This window comes from Myxococcaceae bacterium JPH2 (assembly GCA_016458225.1).
Classification (GTDB): Bacteria; Myxococcota; Myxococcia; order Myxococcales; family Myxococcaceae; genus Citreicoccus.
The window spans coordinates 13279-31907 of the sequence record JAEMGR010000043.1; the positions used below are offsets into that span (position 1 = coordinate 13279).

Annotated in this window: 18 protein-coding genes; 4 read left to right on the plus strand and 14 right to left on the minus strand. The window is 71.5% G+C overall.

The window, feature by feature from the left end; genetic code table 11:
* Positions 1-8 precede the first annotated feature (8 nt).
* The 6 genes from JGU66_34365 to JGU66_34390 form a co-directional block, all read right to left on the minus strand.
* A complete protein-coding gene (locus tag JGU66_34365; protein MBJ6765867.1) occupies positions 9-902 on the minus strand; it encodes a hypothetical protein in 894 nt (297 codons plus the stop codon).
* Positions 899-1117 (minus strand): hypothetical protein, encoded by a 219-nt coding sequence (locus tag JGU66_34370; protein ID MBJ6765868.1) that lies wholly within the window; start codon positions 1115-1117, stop codon positions 899-901. Before JGU66_34370 ends, JGU66_34365 begins: the two co-directional genes overlap by 4 nt.
* Positions 1118-1310: 193 nt before the next feature.
* Positions 1311-2339 (minus strand): lipoate--protein ligase, encoded by a 1029-nt coding sequence (locus JGU66_34375; GenBank protein ID MBJ6765869.1) that lies wholly within the window; start codon positions 2337-2339, stop codon positions 1311-1313.
* 50 nt (positions 2340-2389) lie between these two features.
* Complete coding sequence (locus JGU66_34380) at positions 2390-2635, minus strand: DUF1059 domain-containing protein (protein MBJ6765870.1); 246 nt, start codon at positions 2633-2635, stop codon at positions 2390-2392.
* A 154-nt stretch (positions 2636-2789) separates the two neighbouring features.
* Positions 2790-4094, minus strand: a complete 1305-nt coding sequence (locus JGU66_34385) for a dicarboxylate/amino acid:cation symporter (GenBank protein MBJ6765871.1) — start codon at positions 4092-4094, stop codon at positions 2790-2792.
* A gap of 24 nt (positions 4095-4118) precedes the next feature.
* The gene (locus JGU66_34390; protein ID MBJ6765872.1) at positions 4119-4697 is read right to left on the minus strand and encodes a DJ-1/PfpI family protein; all 579 of its coding nucleotides are present in this window, start codon (positions 4695-4697) and stop codon (positions 4119-4121) included.
* A gap of 213 nt (positions 4698-4910) precedes the next feature.
* Here JGU66_34390 and JGU66_34395 point away from each other — a divergent pair, with 213 nt between their 5' ends.
* Together JGU66_34395 and JGU66_34400 are read left to right on the plus strand one after the other, a co-directional pair.
* Positions 4911-6254 carry an AMP-binding protein gene (locus JGU66_34395; protein ID MBJ6765873.1) on the plus strand — a complete coding sequence of 448 codons (1344 nt, stop codon included), beginning with the start codon at positions 4911-4913 and terminating at the stop codon, positions 6252-6254.
* Positions 6251-7747 carry an aromatic amino acid lyase gene (locus JGU66_34400; protein MBJ6765874.1) on the plus strand — a complete coding sequence of 499 codons (1497 nt, stop codon included), beginning with the start codon at positions 6251-6253 and terminating at the stop codon, positions 7745-7747. The genes JGU66_34395 and JGU66_34400 overlap by 4 nt, the downstream gene beginning before the upstream one ends.
* 107 nt (positions 7748-7854) lie before the next feature.
* Here the strand turns inward: JGU66_34400 and JGU66_34405 are convergent, their stop codons facing one another.
* Complete coding sequence (locus JGU66_34405) at positions 7855-9852, minus strand: glycosyltransferase family 2 protein (protein MBJ6765875.1); 1998 nt, start codon at positions 9850-9852, stop codon at positions 7855-7857.
* Between the two features lie 134 nt (positions 9853-9986).
* Between JGU66_34405 and JGU66_34410 the strand changes: the two genes are divergently transcribed.
* A complete protein-coding gene (locus tag JGU66_34410) occupies positions 9987-11168 on the plus strand; it encodes a DUF2062 domain-containing protein (protein ID MBJ6765876.1) in 1182 nt (393 codons plus the stop codon).
* A gap of 4 nt (positions 11169-11172) precedes the next feature.
* A complete protein-coding gene (locus tag JGU66_34415; protein MBJ6765877.1) occupies positions 11173-12387 on the plus strand; it encodes a tryptophan 7-halogenase in 1215 nt (404 codons plus the stop codon).
* A gap of 36 nt (positions 12388-12423) precedes the next feature.
* On the opposite strand, the gene JGU66_34420 is transcribed toward JGU66_34415, so the two are convergent.
* The 7 genes from JGU66_34420 to JGU66_34450 all read right to left on the minus strand — a co-directional run bounded on the left by JGU66_34420 (position 12424) and on the right by JGU66_34450 (position 18617).
* Positions 12424-13152 carry a polysaccharide deacetylase family protein gene (locus tag JGU66_34420; GenBank protein MBJ6765878.1) on the minus strand — a complete coding sequence of 243 codons (729 nt, stop codon included), beginning with the start codon at positions 13150-13152 and terminating at the stop codon, positions 12424-12426.
* On the minus strand, positions 13139-14125 hold the full coding sequence (locus JGU66_34425; GenBank protein ID MBJ6765879.1) for a beta-ketoacyl synthase chain length factor: 987 nt from the start codon (positions 14123-14125) through the stop codon (positions 13139-13141). The genes JGU66_34420 and JGU66_34425 overlap by 14 nt, the downstream gene beginning before the upstream one ends.
* On the minus strand, positions 14122-15288 hold the full coding sequence (locus JGU66_34430; GenBank protein ID MBJ6765880.1) for a beta-ketoacyl-[acyl-carrier-protein] synthase family protein: 1167 nt from the start codon (positions 15286-15288) through the stop codon (positions 14122-14124). The genes JGU66_34425 and JGU66_34430 overlap by 4 nt, the downstream gene beginning before the upstream one ends.
* 4 nt (positions 15289-15292) lie before the next feature.
* Positions 15293-15565, minus strand: coding sequence for an acyl carrier protein (locus tag JGU66_34435; GenBank protein ID MBJ6765881.1), 273 nt, complete (start codon positions 15563-15565; stop codon positions 15293-15295).
* Between the two features lie 42 nt (positions 15566-15607).
* Entirely contained in the window at positions 15608-16348 is a 741-nt protein-coding gene (gene fabG / locus JGU66_34440) for a 3-oxoacyl-ACP reductase FabG (GenBank protein MBJ6765882.1), read from the minus strand.
* Between the two features lie 60 nt (positions 16349-16408).
* Complete coding sequence (locus JGU66_34445) at positions 16409-17224, minus strand: hypothetical protein (protein MBJ6765883.1); 816 nt, start codon at positions 17222-17224, stop codon at positions 16409-16411.
* 214 nt (positions 17225-17438) lie between these two features.
* On the minus strand, positions 17439-18617 hold the full coding sequence (locus JGU66_34450; GenBank protein MBJ6765884.1) for a hypothetical protein: 1179 nt from the start codon (positions 18615-18617) through the stop codon (positions 17439-17441).
* Between the last annotated feature and the right edge of the window lie 12 nt (positions 18618-18629).

Here is an 18629-nt window from a genome sequence, read left to right on the forward strand (position 1 = left end):
GGCTCAGCTCACGGCGTGCCGGAGGACGCGTGCAGGGCCCCGTCCGCCGAGGCCTCATGCTGGGGCCCGAGCGCCGAGCGCTGGAGCCAACCGGCGAGCCCGAGCAACGCGAGCCCGGACGTGCGCAGCGTGCGCAGCAGCTCCATGGCGTGCGTGGGCTCTCCGGGGAGGACGACGGGCAGCCACTCGCGCGCGTCGTAGGCGAGCCACACCGCGCCCGAGATGCCCATGGCCCACCACACCCACGCCAGCCGTCCACCGCGCAGCATGTACGCAACGCGCAGGATGGGGACGACGAGCAGGATGGTCGCCATGTCCGCCAGCGTCGACGCGATGACGATGATGGCCGAGTACGTGAGCGTGGAGGACGCCCCCAGGTGCCGCGCCTCGGTGACGAGCGGAGGGCCGCCCACCGCGAGCGCCGCCACCGCCATGAGGCCCCACAAGAGGTGGGTCCGCGCGCTCGACGGCGGCTGGAGTCCGGACTGGCGGTAGGTCATCGCCAAGAGGATGAGCGCGTAGGTGGTGGAGATGTTCGCCAGGACCACGACGACCATGCGCAGCGGCAACAGCGGTGACTCGGTGAAGGGCACATCCGGCACCGCGTGCAGCCAGTAGCTGCGCAGCGCGGTGCTCACGAGCGAGAGGATGGCCCCCGAGGAGAACCCCGCCCAGACCTTGCGCAGGTAGTCGCCCTGCCCGAAGGCCATCGCCGCCGCGACGGTGCCGAACACGGCCAGGAGGCCCGCGCTCCACCCCGCCGCGTCGTGCACGAGCAGGAGCTGCCGAGGCGAACCCAGCGTGCCGGACACCGCAATCAGGTGGCCCAGCTGCAGCACCACCGCGATGCCCACCCACAGCCCGAGGGGCGCGCTGGACCGGCCAGTCGTGGAGGCGCTCATCGCTGCTTCTCCATGGCCGCGGTGAACTCGGTGAGGATGACCTTGGTGTGCAGGGCGCCAATGAAGGTGTTGAGCATGGGCTTGAGCCCCTCGAGCAATTGCGGGAGGTCCTGGACCGCGACCTGCTCGGGGGGACGCTTGAGCGCGCGAACCGCGGCCGTGTGAATGGCCATCTTCGCGGTGAAGCCTCCGAGGAGTGGTTCGAGGTGGCGCACGAGGATGTCGTGCCAGCCAGACGGCGAGGATTGGGTGGAAGCAGTTGGGGAAGTCACGCCACCTCCGCGTAGGGGCAACGCCCAGCGTAGAGTCATTTCCGACCAAACACGAGCGCTCCGCGCGCAGCGCGTTGCATCGCACCCGGGAATTCCCAGCGACTTCCGAAAGAGGCAGCAGGCGGCCGAGCGCTGCCTACACCTCGACCTGATCCATCATCCACACGGCCAGCTCTTCCAGCTCGCGCGCCTGGCCCGGGTGGCGCTCCCGCACCTCGTCGACAGCGGCCTTCACGCCCGAGCGGCGGTAGGGCTTGCCCACGAGGGTGGCCTGGAGATCCTGGACGAGGTCGGGGAACAGCGCGTCGGAGAACACCTGCGCCCGGGTGATGTGGCCCTGTTCCGAGTCGACGTGCACCTCGAAGAAACCCCAGGACAGGTACTCAATCATCTGGTGGTTGAAGCGCGGGGCGTTGCCGAAGCGCCAGTCCCACGAGGAGAATTGATCGAACATGCCCTGGAGCGTGGGCTGCTGCTGGAGGAAGTCGTGGTTGAGGACCTCCGGCTTCGCGGGCGCGCCGTGCGCGTCACAGAAGGCGCCCATGACGGCGTCGCACAGCCGCTCGTGGGTGACGTCCACCTGGTGCTGGTTGATGTTCATCACCCGCGCGCGCACGCTGGCCTGCCCCTTGGACTCCAGCTTCTTGGGGTGCGGCGTCAGGTAGTTGGACAGGCGCGTGAGGTCCGTGGAGATGAGGAACGTGCCGTGGTGGAAGGCCCGGTCACGCGACTCGCGGTACGCGCTGCCGCTGATCTTCCGAGGACCATCCGCCGTGGGAATCACCAGGTCATTGCGCCCGGACGCCTCGGCGGACACGCCCAGCCGGCGCAGCGCGTCCAGCAGGATGGTGACGTTGGCGGACTTGTCGTAGCCCTGCTTGGGCGACAGGAACGTGAAGTTGGTGTTGCCCAGGTCATGGAACACCGCGCCGCCGCCACTGGTGCGCCGCGCGAGGAAGATGTTGTCCTCCTCCATGCGCTTCAGGTTGCACTCGGACCAGGGGTTCTGGTTGCGCCCGATGACGACCGTCTCGGCGTTGCGCCAGAGGAACAGCGTCTGGGTGCTCGAGTCCATCTCCCGGAAGATCCAATCCTCGGTCGCGAGGTTGAACCAGGGATTGAAGGTCTCCGACACGAGGATGCGGATGCGCGGCGGTGGGGCCATGGGCCGTTAACCTAGCGTGCTCCTGGCACCCATCCCAAGGCCCGCGGCGCTCAGTGCCGGCTGGGCTGGGCCGGCTCCACCGCGATGCCTCGGGCCACCACCGTCACCTCCTCGGGCGACTCGTCCTGCAGCGAGACGCGGATCATCTCCCGAAGCTCGGGACCGTCGACGTGGCCGTGGACAGCGATGGCGTGCGCCACCGCGGCGTTGAACACCTCCTCCTCCTCGCCCGCGATGGTCAGCGTGCAGTGCGACTCGCTCGGAGCCTGGCGGCAATCCATCACCTTGCGCGTCATGTCGTTCCTCCCTCTTCCTCTGGGAGTGGACACGCGCGGAGGTTCACGCAAGGCGCGCTCGGATGCGCTGTCGTGGAGCGTCCAGTCGGACGGCGCGCGGCGAGGACGAGGGCACGGCTGCCCGCCCTGTCCCCGCGCTGCGCGGAGGCTCGACTCAGCCGGGCCGCGCGGCCTCGAGCGCGGGCGCGGGCTCCTCGGCGGGAGGCCCGTGGCGGAACGCTTCCTCCATGCGCGCGTCATCGCGCAGGCCCTCCCACTTGGCCACGACGAGGGTGGCCACGCCATTGCCAATGGTGTTGGTGATGGCGCGCACCTCGGACATGAAGCGATCCACGCCGATGATGAGCGCCACGCCCTCCACGGGAACCTTGCCGTGCAGGGCGGACAGCGTGGCCGCCAGCGTGATGAAGCCCGAGCCCGTCACGCCCGCGGCGCCCTTGGAGGTGAGCAACAGCACGCCCAGGAGGGTGAGCTGCTCCCCGAGCGTCAGGGGCACATCGAGCGCCTGCGCCACGAAGAGCGAGGCCATGGTGAGGTAGATGCAGGTGCCGTCCAGGTTGAACGAGTACCCCGTGGGGAGCACCAGTCCCACCACGGCCCGGTCGCACCCGGCCTCCTCCAGGCGCTTCATCATCCGGGGCAGCGCGGGCTCGGACGACGACGTGGCGAGCACCAGCAGCAGCTCGCCCTGGATGAAGCGCAGGAAGCGCCACAGCGAGAAGCCGCTCAGCCGCGCGATGAGCCCCAGCACGCCCACCACGAAGAGCAGACACGTGGCGTAGACGGACACCAGGAGGAAGCCGAGCGAGCCCAGCGTGCCCAGACCGAACTTGCCCACCGTGAAGGCCATGGCGCCGAACGCGCCAATCGGCGCCAGCTTCATCAGCATGGTCACGATGCCGAAGAACACCTGGGACAGCCGCTCCAGGAACTCCAGCAGCGCGTGCCCCGCCGGCCCCAGGCGGGTGAGCGCGCTGCCGAAGAGCAGCGCCACGAGGAGGACCTGGAGCAGGTCCCCCTTGGCGAACGCGTCACCGAAGCTGGTGGGGATGATGTTGAGCACGAAGGACGTGAAGTCCTGGTGCGCGGCGGCGGTGCGGTACGCGTCGATGGACTTCACGTCCAGGCGCGACACGTCGATGTGCATGTTCGCGCCAGGCTGGAGCACGTGGGCGACCACGAGCCCCAGCGCCAGCGCGCAGGTGGTGAGGACCTCGAAGTAGAGGATGGCCTTCACGCCGATGCGGCCGACGTGCTTCATGTCGCCCATCCGCGCGATGCCAATCACCACCGTCAGGAAGATGATGGGGGCAATCATCATCTTGATGAGGCTGATGAACCCGTCCCCCAAGGGACGCATCTTCGAGCCCAGGTCGGGCCAGAGGTAGCCGAGCAACACGCCGGCCCCGATGGCCCCCAGCACCTGGACGTAGAGGCTCTTCCAAATCGGTCTCATCAGCTCCGGAAATACCACAGCCCCTGCTCAGGCGTGGATGCGGGTCCCCAGGACCTCCAGGAACTTCGCGAGCCAGTCCGGGTGCGCGGGCCACGCGGGCGCGGTGACGAAGGGCCCGTCCACCACGGCCTTGTCGATGGCGATGTCCGCGAACTCGGCGCCCGCGGAACGGACCTCCGGCGCACAGGCCGGGTAGGCGGAGATCTTCCGGCCCTTCACCACATCCGCCGCCGTGAGGATCTGCGCGCCGTGACACACCGCCGCGATGGGCTTCTGGGCCGCCGCGAAGCCGCGCACGATGTCGAGCACGCGGCGGTTGAGGCGCAGGTACTCGGGAGCCCGGCCTCCGGCGATGACGAGCCCGTCGTAGCCGCTGGCCTCCACCGCGTCGAAGGAAGCGTTGAGCACGAAGTCATGCCCGCGCTTCTCGCTGTACGTCTGGTCGCCCTCGAAGTCGTGGATGGCGGTGCGAATCTTGTCGCCCGACTTCTTGTCCGGGCAGACCGCGTGCACGGTGTGGCCCACCATCTGGAGCGCCTGGAACGGGACCATGATTTCGTAGTCCTCGCCGTAGTCGCCCACCAGCATCAGGATCTTCTTTCCCATGTCGCCTCCCTTGGGCGCGCCCCATGCGCGCTCGCGCGATGCCGTGAGGCACCCGCACGGGCACCGAGCGTCCCCCTCGCGGGCGCTCGAGGCAAGACGGCCTCGGGAGGGCTCGACCGAGGGTGGCGAGTCCCGCCATTCCCCCGACCGCGCGCGCCTGCTCGGCCGCACACCGCGCCGGGCCGGGTCCCTGCTATGGTGCCCGGCGCATTCATGACTCCAGTGGATTTGCCCCCAGCCGGCCCTCCTGCCTCGGGCGAGGCACGACCGTCCGGCGCCTCGCTCCTCGACCGCTTCCTTTCGCTGCCCACCCTCTCCCTGCTCGACGCGCAGGGTCGGGACACGGGGGACGTGCGCGAGCGCGCCGCGCGCCTCGCCCGAGCGCTCCGGGACGCGGGAGTTCCCCCCGGTGGCCGCGTCGGCGTGGCCCTGCCCAACGGGCCTGAGTTCGTCATCGCGCTCGTGGCTTGCCTGGAGGCGCGCGCCACCTTCGTGCCCCTGAGCCTCGCCCTGTCGCCCGAGGTTCGCGACCGCCGGCTGGAGCGGATCCACGCGGCGGCCCTGGTGGACGCGGAGGGCGTGGTGCGCCGGGAGGCACCGCCGCCCGAGCCGGATGTCCCCGTGCCCGCGGTCATCCTCTTCACCAGCGGCAGCGAAGGAGACGGGCGCCCCGTGGCCCTGCCGGAGTCCGCGCTCCTGCACGTCGTCGACACGCACCACCCCGCGCTCGCGTATGAGCCGGGCACGCGCGTCACGGGCTACCTGCCGTGGAGCCACGCCTTCGGCTTCACCCTCGAACTGCTGATGGGGCTGCTGCACGGCGCCCGGGTGCGTTCGGTTCCACCGCCCTCGTTCCCCGAGGTGCTCGCCTCGGAGCCGCCGGGCTTCCTGTTTACCGTGCCGCGCATGCTGGAGCGGCTCGACACGTCCACGCTGCGCGCGCTGCGCGGAGGAATCGTGGGCGGCGCTCCCGTGCGCGGTGCGCTGCGCGAGCACCTGCGGGGCAGCCAGCTGCGCGTGGGCTACGGACAGACGGAGTGCGCCCCGGGCGCCTCACTGGGCGAGGCCGGCGAGTGGAACCACGACGACTTCCTCGGCCGCGCGCTGGGCTGTGAGCTGGAGCTGCACCCCGCGGGCGACGGCGAGCACCAGGAGCTGCGCGTGCGCGGCGCCAACCTCGGCCTTGGCTACGTGGACGGCGCGCGCATCCAGCCCTTCCCGCTGGACGCGGGCTGGCGCGCGACCGGAGACCTGGCGAGCGCCGTGGACGGCGGCTTCGTCTCCGAGGGCCGGCGCGACGAGTTGTTCAAGCTCGACAACGGGCGGATGGTGAACCCCGTGCCATTGGAGCTGCCCTTCGACGGCCGCATCCTGCTCGTGGGCATGGGGCGCAACCTCATCCAGCCGCTCGCCCGAGGCGAGGTCCCCTCGGGCTTCGCGCTCCCCATCCCCCACCTCCCCCCCCGGCTGATGCCCGAGTCGTTCTGGAGCGCGTGCACGACGCCCACCGGCAAGGTCTCCCGGCGGCGCGCCCAACGTCTCTTCGAGGAATCATGACTGCCCGCCCTCCCCTTCACTCGCTCACCTTCGACCGCAGCCGCCGGCTGACTCCGGCGGACCTCGTGGCCGCGGCCGAGCCCGTCCAGCTCACCCTCTCCGAGGAGACGCGCGCGCGGGTCTCGCGCTGCGAGGGCTTCGTGCGCGAGCAGAACGCCGCGGGCACACCCATCTACGGGATGACCACGGGCTTCGGCCCGCTCGTGGCCTTCGGCGCGGCCCCCAGTCCCGTGGAGCAGGGCTATGGCCTGCTCAACCACCTGCGCTCAGGCCAGGGAGACTACCTGTCCCCGGGCGTGGCGCGCGCCATGTTGTTGGCCCGCGTGTGGTCGCTCGCACAGGGACACTCGGGCGTGAGCCTGCCCGTCATCGACGACCTGTGCGCCGCGCTCGCCACGCCCTTCGCGCCGGCGGTGCCGGAGTGGGGCTCGGTGGGCGCCAGCGGAGACCTCACGCCCCTGGCCCATGCGGCGGGCGCGCTGCGCGGCGAGGGCGAGGCCTTCTGGGGCGAGGAGCGCGTGCAGGCCTCCGTTGCATTGGAGCGCGCGGGGCTGCGGCGGCTCGTGCTCCAGGGCCGGGACGCATTGGGATTGGTGAACGGCACGTCGTTGACGGCGGCCGCGGCGGGGCTCGCGGTGCACTCCGCGCGGCGGGCCGTGACGCTCGCGTTGAACCTCACGGGCCTCTTGGCGGAGTCGCTCGGCGCCGCGGACACGTTCACCTCGCCGGAGCTGCTGGAGGCATCGGGCCACCGCTCGGCGCATGACGTGGCGGTGCGGCTGCGCGAGCGGCTGCGGGGCGCCACGGTGAAGGACGGCCGCCCGCTTCAAGAGGCGTACAGCCTGCGGTGCGTGCCGCAGCTCGTGGGCGCGGTGGAGGAGTCGCTGCGCCACGTGGAGCACGTCGTCGAGTCCGACCTCAACGGCGTGAGCGACAACCCGCTCTTCTTCCCGGAGCAGGGCAAGGTCATCCACGGCGGCAACTTCTTCGGGCAGCAGGTGGCCTTCGCCGCGGACGCGCTGAACCTCGCGCTCACGCAGCTGGCCAACCTGGCGGAGCGCCAGTTGGACATGCTGTTGGATCCAGGGCGCAACGGCGGCCTGCCGCTGCTGCTGTCCGCGCGGCCCGGGGCGCAGTCGGGACTCGCGGGCGTCAACCTCGCGGCCACGGCGATCGTCGCGGCGATGCGTCGCTACGCCACGCCCGCGAGCATCCAGACGTTGCCCACCAACGGCCACAACCAGGACGTGGTGCCCTTCGGAACGCAGGCCGCCATGGAGGCCCTGCGCCAGAGCGAGCGGCTGCAGCTCGTGCAGGCATCACTCGCGCTCGGGCTGCGGCAGGCGGCCTATCTCGGCGCGCGGCCTCCTTCGTCCCCGGCGGGCGCCGCGCTGCTCGCGCTCCTGTGCGAGACCGTGACGCCGGTGGATCCGGACCGTCCGCTCTCCGAGGACGTGCGCCGCATGGCCTCGGCAATCTATCTGCGCGGCTGAACGCAGCCCTTCGGCGGAGGACGCGCGCCCCGGGCAAGTCTCCGGGGCTGACTGCTCAGCCCTTCGACGGAAGACGCAAGCCCCGGTGAGCCTCCGGGGCTGACTGCTCAGCCCTTCGGTGGAGGACGCGCGGCTGGAGTGAGCTGCGCGGGCGGCGCCGCGTCCCAGAAGTCGTAGAAGTTGAACCACTGGTAGGGGTACTCGCGCGCGACGGACTCCAGCTCGCGCACGTAGTCCTCGACCCACGCGCGGAGCTGCGCATCGCGGTCGACGCCTCGCACGAAGGCCAGCGTTCGTGGGGGCCGCGCGAAGAATCGATACGTGGCCGGCGCCACCTGCAGCGAGAACGTGGTGATGATCGGCGCGCCACTCACCGCCGCGAGCATGAAGGGCCCCACGGGAAAGGGCGCCTCGCGCCCCAGGAACGGCACTCGCACGAAGTGGCGATCCGTGGCTCGGTCTCCCTGCACCGCCAGCAGGGTGCCCTCGCGCAGCGCGCGCACCATCTCCAGCGAGCCGAGGAACTCATCCCCCACGGCGATGACCCGTGGGCCCTTGCCGTGCGCCTTCTCCAAGAAGCGGGACAGCCGCTCCTGCTCGCCCCGGAACGCCACGATGGCCAGCTTGCCGCTGGTGCTCCCCTGCCCCAGGAGCCCCGCCGCGACGTCCCAGTTGCCCAGGTGCGCGGTGAGCAACACGGCGCCCTTGCCCGACGTGGCGGCGGTGCGGATGTGCTCGATGCCTTCCTCTTCGTACCGGAAGACGCCACGGCCCCGCGTGGACAGGAGCGCGCGGTCCACCAACGTGCGCGCGAAGGAGAGGATGTGCTGGTACGCCCGCCGCCACTTCGCCACCCCGCGCGCGGGCCCCACCGCTCGGTCGAGGAACGCCGCCGAGGACTGGCGGGCCGCGCGAGACGTCAGCAGGAAGTAGAACGCCACCGGGTACAGCGCCGCGTACGCCGCGCCGATGCCGAACACGCGCGTCACCTGGAAGAAGAACCAGTGCCCCAGCACGCCGCCCCGGCTGCGCCCCGTCCACCGCCGAGGCCCCTCCACGCGCCTGCGCGCCCCACTCTCCCACGCACCCCACGCCAGCCCCACGCCCGCGACGACGCCCGCCGCGCCGAGCGGAGGCAGCCCGCGCCCCAGCAACGCGGAGACCGCTGACCCGGCCGCCAGCGCCGGCACCGCGCCCAACCCCGCGACGGCGCACGCGAGCGCCGCCAGCGCCCAACCCCATCCACTCACCGCGCCAAGCGCCAGCGCGATGCCCACCGCCGCGGAGAGCGCGCGCCACACGAGCCCCTCGCCCCCGAGCCACGCCCAACGCCGCAGCGCGAACAGCGACAAGCCGGGCCGATGCGGCAGCGGCCCCAAGCGCGGCGCCAGGGGCAAAGGGAGGAAGAGACGAATGCAGGTGAGCGTGTTGAGCAGCGAGATGCGCGCGTTGTCGACGAAGGGCCGGAAGTGGCTGATGCGGTCCTTCGGGTAGATGACACCGATAGGCACCGAGCGCAGCGGCACGCCGGCCCACGCGGCGCGCAGGAGGATCTCCACCTCGAAGTCGTAGCGTGTGTTGCGCGTGGGCAGGCGCGCGCAGGCGGCGAGCGGATAGGCGCGAAAACCAGACTGGCTGTCTTCCACGCGCGCGCCGCTCTCGAACCAGACCCAGAAGTTGGAGAACTTGCGACCGAACTCACTGGAGGCCGGGGCACCCGCGGCGATGAGGTCCCGCGCGCCGATGATCAACGCGCCCGGCTCCGCCGTGACGGCCGCCGCCAAGGTGGGCAGGTCCGAAGGGAGGTGCTGCCCGTCCGCATCCAGCGCGATGGCGGAGCGAAAGCCCCGGCGGTGCGCTTCGTCGAGCAGGCGGCGCAGCGCCACGCCCTTGCCCCGGTTCTGGGGCTGCCGGAGCACAGTGGCACCCGCGCGCTCCGCCTCGTCGCCCGAGCCATCCGTCGAGCCGTCGTCGCACACCAGCACGGTGGAGGCATGCTCCAGCGAGCCCCGGACGACCGCGCCCACCGTCCGCGCGTGGTTGTAGACGGGGATGACGACGCAGGCGCCGGCCTGGTCGCAGCTACGGGTGGGGCGGTCGGTCACACGTCGCCTCATGCCCCGTGGGCCCCGCGCCCGTCAACACTCAGGCGGACGGGCCGGCCCCCCGGGCAGCCATGCCCCAGCCCCTGACGTGGACCTTGCCTTTCCCGCCGCCGAGCAACGACGCTGCGCCCCCCATGCAGACCCCTGGCCCCACCGACCCACCCCCGCCCCCCATCCCGGCCGCTCCGGGCCTGCGCGAGCGGCTCCGGGCGGTCCCCCGGCAGTTGCTCGCGCGCATCCACGCGCTGAAGGACGAGCACGCCAGCCCCGGGCGCCTGGGCCTCGCCGTCGCGGTGGGCGTCCTCATCGGGGCGAGTCCCTTCCTCGGGCTTCAGCTCGTGCTGGCCGTGGCCCTGGCGACCCTCTTTGGACTCAATCGCTTCGCCGTGCTGCTGGGCTCGCAGGTGTCGGTGCCTCCGCTCACGCCGCTGGTCCTCTTCGCCAACGCACAGGTGGGCGCCTTCCTCCTCACGGGACGCTGGCTGCCCCTCTCCCTTCAGGCACTGCGCGAGGTGCCGGCCAAGCAACTGGTCGCGGAGCTGTTCGCGGACCTGCTGGTGGGTGGGCTCGTCGTGGGCGGCGCGCTCGCGCTCATCCTCGGGGGCGCGACCGCGCACTTCGTGAGCCTCGTGCGTGCGCCAGATGAGCTGGCGCCCCACCTCTCGACGCCGCGATGGAAGGAACTCCAGCGACGACTGGGCGCGCTGCCCCGCGCGTGGCGTTCCTATGCACGATGGAAGCTGCGGTTGGATCCGGTCTACGGGCTGGTGCTGACCGAGCTTCCCGAGGACGTGGACCTCGTGGACCTGGGCTCCGGCATGGGCCTTCTCCCGCTGCTGCTCGCGCTGCGCTCACCGCGAGCCCGGGTGCGCGCGCTGGAGTGGGACGCCCGCAAGGCCCGTGTCGCGCGAGAGCTGCTCGCGGACCTCCCGGGCATGCAAGTGGTGGAGGGCGATGCCCGAGCCGGCGCGCTGGGTCAGCCGCAGGCCATCACGCTGGTGGACGTGCTGCACTACAGCCCCGTGGAGGAGCAGCGGCAGTGGTTGGAGCGGTGCGCGCATGCGCTCGCGCCGGGAGGGCTGCTGCTCATCCGCGAGTTGGAGCCCGCGCGCTCGCGCAGGACGTGGGCCACTCGGCTGGAGAAGCTCGCGGTGCGCTGGGGATGGAACCAGGGCGCGACAGTCCAAGCCTGGGCCCCCTCCGAGATGGCCCATGCCTTGACAGCCTTGGGCTTCACCGCCGTAATCCATCCAGCGGGCTCGGGCGCGTTTCGCGCGAACTCCTTGGTGGTCGCACGCAAGCCCTCCGCATCCTGATTCCATGAATACAGACGTTCTGGTGATTGGCGCCGGGCCCGCGGGCAGTGTCGCGGGTTCCCTGCTGGCTCAAAAAGGCCACCGCGTGACTTGCCTGGAGGCCGGGACGTTTCCCCGCTTCCAGATTGGCGAGTCGCTCCTGCCCCGCTGCAATGACATCCTCGAGGAGGCCGGCCTGCTGAAGGCCGTGGTGGCGCGGGGCTATCAGCCCAAGAACGCCGCCCTGTTCCTCCAGGGAGATGCCCGCGAGCGCTTCTGCTTCGCGGAGGTCTTCCCCGGCCAGCGCACGCAGACCTTCCAGGTGCCGCGCTTCGACTTCGACCAGACGCTCGCCACGGCGGCGCGCGGTCATGGCGTGGACCTGCGCTTCAACCAGCGCGTGGACGCGGTCGAGTTCCAACCCAACGGTGGCGCGGTCATCCGCGCCACGGACCTGGAGAGCAACGCGACCGAGCAGCTCCAAGCGCGCTTCGTCATCGACTGCAGCGGCTACGGCCGCGTGCTGCCCAAGCTGCTGAAGTTGGAGAAGCCGTCGTCGCTGGCGCCGCGCATCGCGCTCTTCACGTGGATCGAGGGAGACCGCCGTCCCGAGGGCGCCGAGGAGGGCGACATCTGGGTGTGCCTGCATCCGCGGGGCGCGTGGATCTGGATCATCCCGTTCTCCAACGGCCGCACCTCGGTGGGCGTGGTGATGGAGCGCTCGCTGTACGACAGCGTGTCGGGCTGCGACCGCGACCGATTGATGAGCCTGCTGCGAGAGGACCCCAACGCGCGCGCGCGCCTGGCGAACGCGGTGCCGGTGTTGAAGACGATGAAGCTGGAGGCGTGGTCGGCGGCGGTGGAGTCGCTGCACGGACCGGGCTGGGCCCTCACCGGCAACGCGGCGGAGTTCCTCGACCCCGTGTTCTCCTCGGGCGTCACGGTGGCGCTGGAGTCCGCCAGCCGGGCCGCGGCGCTCGTGCACCGCACGCTCCAGGGCGAGACGGTGAATTGGAACACCGAGTACGGCGCCGTCGTGGAGAAGGCCGTGAGCGTCTTCCGCGTCTTCGTGCGCACCTGGTACACCGGCGAGCTGCCGCGAGTCCTGCTGCGCCCGAACAAGACGCAGGCCATCAAGCGCGCCATCACCGCCATCCTCGGCGGCTACGTGCTGGATGAGGAGAACCCGTTCGTGCGCAACCCCGAGGGCACCCTCTCCGCCCTCCTGAAGTTGGCGTGACGGTGCACGCAGGTGGCCGGCGAGGACGCCCTGTCCTCAGCCGGCCAGCAGCTCGCGCAAAGTGACGGTGCCGAGCCCGCGCGCGCGCAGCTCCGTGAGCAGCAACGGGAGGTTCTCCACCGTCTGCTCTCGCAACTCGGAGCGCTCGTGTGGGCTGCCATCGTGGAGCGTGAGGATGTGCCCCGCGCTCGTTCTCGCCGCGAGCGCGCGTGCTCGGCGCGCCGTGAAGGCCCATGCGCCATCCCGAGCCGCATGCGTCCACGTCACCACCGTCAGCCCGGCCTGACGCGCGGCCTGGTGCACCGCGGGGTTCCGAACGCCCACGGCGGGCCGGTAGTACCGCGGGCGCTCACCCGTGACGGTGAAGAGGGACTCCTGGCAGCGCCGCAGGTCCTCTTCCAGGCGTGATGCGACGAAGAGGTCCGCGCCGGTCCCATGCCGCCACGTGTGATTGGCGAGCTGATGTCCCGCGCCGTGCAGTGCCCGCGCGAGCCCGGAATGCCGCTCCACCTCGCGACCGATGCAGAAGAACGTGGCCTGCGCGCCATGCCGGTGGAGGATGTCCGCGATGCGCTCCGTGTAGTGCGGATGGGGGCCATCATCGAACGTGAGCGCCACCACGGGACGAGTCGAGGGGCCGCGCCAGATGCCCGGTCCGAAGAGCATCACGCGCGGATGGAAAACCCCTGCCGCCATGCCGGCCAGCACCCCTCCGCCCGCGACGAGCGCAGTGGCCACTCCGAGCAGCGGCTCACCCAGCGACACGCCGCACCCGCGTCAGCGACTGCCCACCTCCGAGCGCGAGACCATGATGCACGCACTCGCCCGGGGCCTCCAACCGCAGCACCGCGGCCACCAGGCGAAGCAGCCCCGCCGAGGGGTGGAAGCCCAGATGCGGCGTGTCCACCCATCGTGACCCGACAGGCACCCCGTCCCCCAGCGCTGAATCTTCCGCGTCGTGGACCTCGCCATTCGGCGCGGACAGCGAGACGGAGGCGCCCGCGGACGCTCGCGACAGTCCCTCGCGAAGCAATGGAGACATGCGCTCGGGGCGCGCGAAGCGCAGCGGCGCAGTGGGATGCGCGGTCAGCACGCACTCTTCGATGGTGAGTGGCCCGGACTCCGCGCCCAGCAGCAGTGCGGCGGCACCTTCACCGGGCTCCAGTCGGATTCGCGGCGACACGTCGGGAGACTCGGCATGCACGCCGAAGGCGCGGTAGGCGTTGTCCAGCGCGGGGATGCGCTCGTCGGCGGCGACCACGAGCGCATGCCGTGCACGCTTCGTCGCGAGCAAGTCGAGCGCCACCTTCACGGCCGTCTCACCCGACACCTCGCGCGCGGACACCGTGAGCGACGGGCCACGCAGTCCCAGCGCGATGGACAGTTGCCCTGCGGGCGAGTGGTGCACGGACTGATGAAACGCGGTGGGGCTGCCGAACTCGGCGCCTCGGGTGGCCATGCCCTCCAGGAAGTCCACCGTCGCCGTCAGTCCGCCGTAGCCAGTGCCGAAGACGAGCGCGAGCGAGTCCCGGTCCACCCCCTGAGGCAACGCCTGCCGCGCCACCGCGAGCGCCATCCGCTCCAGCCGAGGAAGCCGCCGAGTCTTCGCATCGCCGCCATCCGGAATGGACTCCACGCGAGCGGGCGCACCAGGAGGCGACGACAGCACGCGCAGGAACGAAGCGCAGTCCGTCGCGCCCGGAGCCACGACCCCCACGCCCAGAATGGCAGCGCTCATGACTCGGACCTCGTGAGCACCAAGGCGGCGTTGTTGCCGCCGAAGCCGAACGAGTTGGAGAGCGCCACGCGCAGCGGCGCATCGACTCCACCGCGCGGCACATGGCGCACGCGCAACTCGGGGTCCGGCTCCACGAGCCCCACCGTCTCCGGCGCGTGACCTGACTGCATCGCCAACAGGCAGAACACCGCTTCGATGGCTCCAGCCGCGCCGAGCGTGTGCCCGGTGGTGCCCTTCGTCGAACTCGTCAGCGGGCCCTCTCCGGCGAACACCGCGTTGAGCGCGAGTGCCTCGGCTTTGTCATTCGCGGGCGTGGCCGTCCCGTGCGCGTTGACGTAGTCCACCTGTGCAGCGGACAGCCCCGCGTCCGCGAGCGCGGCCTGCATGGCGGCGATGGCACCTCGACCCTCGGGATGCGGCGCGGTGATGTGCCACGCGTCCGCGGAACACCCCCACCCCGCCACGTATCCGAGGATGGGCGCCCCACGCGCTCGCGCGCGCGACTCGTGCTCCAGGAAGAGGAAGGCCGCGCCCTCGCCCAGCGACAGCCCCTGGCGATTGCGCCCGAAGGGACGGCACGCATCACTCGCCAGCAACTTGAGGGAGTGGAAGCCCGCGTACGTCAGCCTGCACAGTGAGTCCACCCCACCCACCAGCGCCCAGGGCGCGCCCTGCTCCACCCGCGACGCGCCGTAGCCCACTGCGTTCGCACTCGAGGAACACGCCGTGGAGAAGGTGTGGCGCTCGGCGCTCACATCGAGCTTCGACGCGAGCAGGTCCGCCACCGTCCCCGCCGCGTGGTGCCGCAGCAGCTCGCGATCCGCCGCGCCCTCCTGCCCGCGATGCGTGAGGTAGTGCTGCTCGGACTCCAGGATGCCCCCCGTGGTGGTGCCCAGGGCCAGGACGCCCGAGCCCGAGAAATCGGCTCCCGCGAGCGCTTGCCTCGCGGCGATCATCGCGAGGTCGATGCTACGTGGCCCTCGCTCCCGTTCGAGCGCGGCGCCCTCCACCTCGCCCACCGGCAGCGCCGGCAGGCCCGCGAGGCTGAACAGTCCGAGGGGCCGCAGACCCGAGCGGCCCGCGCGCAGCGCCTCCTGGTGGACCCGGGCTCCCGAGCCCAGCGCCGAGACGATGCCCACCCCGGTGATGGCCACCCCGCGCATGGTGTCAGCGTCTCGCGGACGTCACGAACGCGGCGAGCGTCGCGACCGACTCGAAGTGCTGCCGCGCCGAGCCGTCGTTCTCGAAGCGGACCTTGAACGTGTACTCGATGGCGGACAGCAGCTCGAGCGCGCTGAGCGAGTCGAGCCCCAGCGTGCTCTCGGGCGAGAAGAGGTGCTCCTCGTCGCCGATCTGCTCGGGCTTCACGCCCTCGATGCGGAGCGTGGTGACGATGAGTTCCTTGAGCTGCTGTCGGAGTTGGGGCTGGGAGTCCTGCATCGGCTCTTTCTCTGGAAGGGGCGCGGCGACGGGCGCGCGCGACTAGCTCAGTCCACCGTCGATGGAGAAGCACTGCCCGGTGATGTAGCTGGCCTCGTCCGCGCACAGCATTCGGACCATGCCCGCCACCTCCTCGGGAGTCCCCATCCGCTGCAACGGCGTGCGGCGCACCAGCTTCTCCACCTGCTCCGGGGAGAGGTGGGCCGTCATCTCGGTCTTCACGAGGCCCGGCGACACGGCATTGACGGTGATGCTCATGCGCGCGACCTCGCGCGCCAGCGTCCGCGTCAACCCCAGCACACCGGCCTTGGCCGCGGCGTAGGCGGCCTGTCCCTCGTTGCCGAGCAGCGCGGCGGGGGACGCGAAGTTCACGATGCGCCCGAAGCGCCGTCGCGCCATGGGCTTCACGGCCTGCTGGCACATGAGGAAGGTGGAGCGCAGGTTCGCGGACAGCACCGCGTCGAAGTCCGCCACGCTCAGGAACGCGAGCGGCGCGTCGCGAGACATGCCCGCCGCGTTGACCAGACAGTCCGGCTCGCAGTCGCCGTCCGCCAGCCGCGTGAAGAGCGCGGACACCTCGGCGGGCGCGGACACATCCACCTTCTCGAACGAGACGGGCAGCGAGGCCTCGGCGAACAGCTGCGCGCACGCATCGCGGCCCGCATCGTCGCCTTTGTAGACACACGTGACGCGCCACCCCTCGCGTGCGAGCCGCAGCGCTACGGCGCGGCCAATGCCCTTGGTGCCACCAGTGACGAGCGCGTTGCGAGAAGGGACCGACATGAGTCTGGTGGGAGAGGCGAGGGTTGAGACGGAATCCTTACCACCCCGCTTCGAGGTTTGTCATGGCCCCCTGGGGAGCGACGGGACGACCTGGAGTCTGGCCCAGGTGCCCTCGGGGGAGGAGCCGACCACCGCCTGGGCCCCTCCCTGCTCGCGCGCCCGAACCACGGCCCGAGCCATGTCCAGCAGGGAGTCCGTACCGGTCGACTCCGCCTCGCCAAAGCCCAGGGCCCATCCCTCGACCCGAGGCCAAGGTGAGCCCACGTCCACGGCCTCCAGCAGGAACAGCGCGACCGATTCATGGCCCGAGCCCAGCCCTGCCCCCCGCTCGCCCACGCGAGCCAGCTCAACCCCGCCGCACAGACACGCACGCGCGCGACCCGAAGCAATGCGCGCGGCCGCCCGAGCCACCGCCGACAAGCCGCTCGTCGTGCCCGCCGTCACGGTCGTCAGCGCGCCGCGAAGCCCGAGCGCCAGAGCGACCTCCGCGGGGCCCGCCGTGGGCAGCGTGTAGACGAACGTCGACGGTGAACCGAACGCGACCCCGCGCTGACTCAGCCCCTCGACGAACTCCAGGTCCGCCGAGGCGCTCCCCGCCACAGTGCCCAACGACAACTCCACCGCATCCCGAGGGACGAGCGGCATCGCCGGAGGAGCCAGTCGCTCGCGCTCGACCAGGAGCCGATGCGCCAATCGCACAAGTGAAACCGCATGGGGATGCGGGCGCCGCGCACGCGGATGTACCTGCGCCAACACCGGTCCATCGGGCCACGCGGCCAGAGGTGAGTTCGGGGCTCCGGCCTCAGGAGTCGTGTCGATGAACACGCCCGCGGGAGTCCACACCGCGAAGGCGCTGACAGCCACGGGGATGCTCACGGCGCCACCTCCGCACGGTGCGCCATGCCCGGCAGAGCCCCCGCCGCGAAGCCATCGCCAGCTTCAGAACCACTCACGACGCAACTCCCCGTCGGCCCTCGCCAGCTGCCAGCGCCCAGGCCGAGAAGCCACTCGGCTCCGCTGCGACACGCCCCTCGGTCCTCGACTCCCAGCAGCCCCCGCGCCGCGAAGGCACTGGCACCCGCTGCGACCCTCATGGCGCCACCGCGCTTCTGCGCAACACCACCGCCGCGTTGATGCCTCCAAAGCCCGCGTTCGCGACTAGGGCCACCGAGCCACCGCCGTCTCTCGCGCGGCCCTCGACCGCGGGTACTCGCGCCGCGGGGTCCACACGCGTCAGGTTCGCGATGGGTGGCAGCACGCCCCGCTGGAGCGTCAGCGCGCACACCGCGACATCCAACACACCCGCCGCGCCGAGCGTGTGCCCGATGGATCCCTTGATGCCGCAGACCGGCACCTCGCGGCCGCCGAACAACACCGCGTGCGCCGCCGCCTCCATCCGGTCGTTGTGCAGCGTCGCGGTGCCGTGCGCGTGGTATCGCCCCACCTCCTCCACGCCCAGCCCCGCCCTTCCGAGCGCACGCCGGCACGCGACCGAGAGCCCCGTGCCCGAGGGGTCCGGCGCCGTCTGATCAAACCCATCCGTGCTACCGCCGAAGCCTTCGAGCACGGCGATGACCTCACGCCCCGCCGCCCGCGCGTGCGCCACGGACTCCAACACCAGAACGCCCGCGCCCTCGCCCAACGACAGCCCCGAGCGCGCCGCATCGAAGGGCATCGCGGGACTGGCGGACAGGGCCTTCAGCGCGTGGAAGCCGCGATACACGAAGGCATGGAGCGCCTCGGTGCCACCCACGATGACCTCGTCACAGGTCCCCTCGTCGATGAGCGCCAGGGCTTCGCCCAGGGCCGCCGCGCTGGAGGCACACGCGGCGCTCACCGTCAGCACGGGGCCGCGCGCGCCCGTCACGCCCGCGAGCATCCGCGCCGGCACACCCAGCACATCCTCGGGTGGCGTCGCGCCTTGCGCCCACGCCCGCGTCGCCAACTCCAACGCGCCCTTCGTCGTCCCCACCACCACGCCCCGCCGCGCATCCGGCGTCAGCGCGCGGCCCGCGAGCGCCTCGGCGGCGGCGGCCAACACGAGACGCGAGGCCCGATCCTCGGGCACCACGTCCCCCAGGCTTCGCGCCACCGTGAGCAGCTCCGCATCGGGTGGAGCCTCGGCCGCGAGCGAGCTGCACAGCCCCTCGGCGGAGAAGCGGGTCAACGGCCGGATGGCACTGTGGCCTTCGAGCACCGCGGCCAGGAGCCGCGCGCGACCCAGGCCATGTCCAGTGACAGCGCCAATCGAGGTGATTGCAGCGGGCATGCGCGTGGGAGG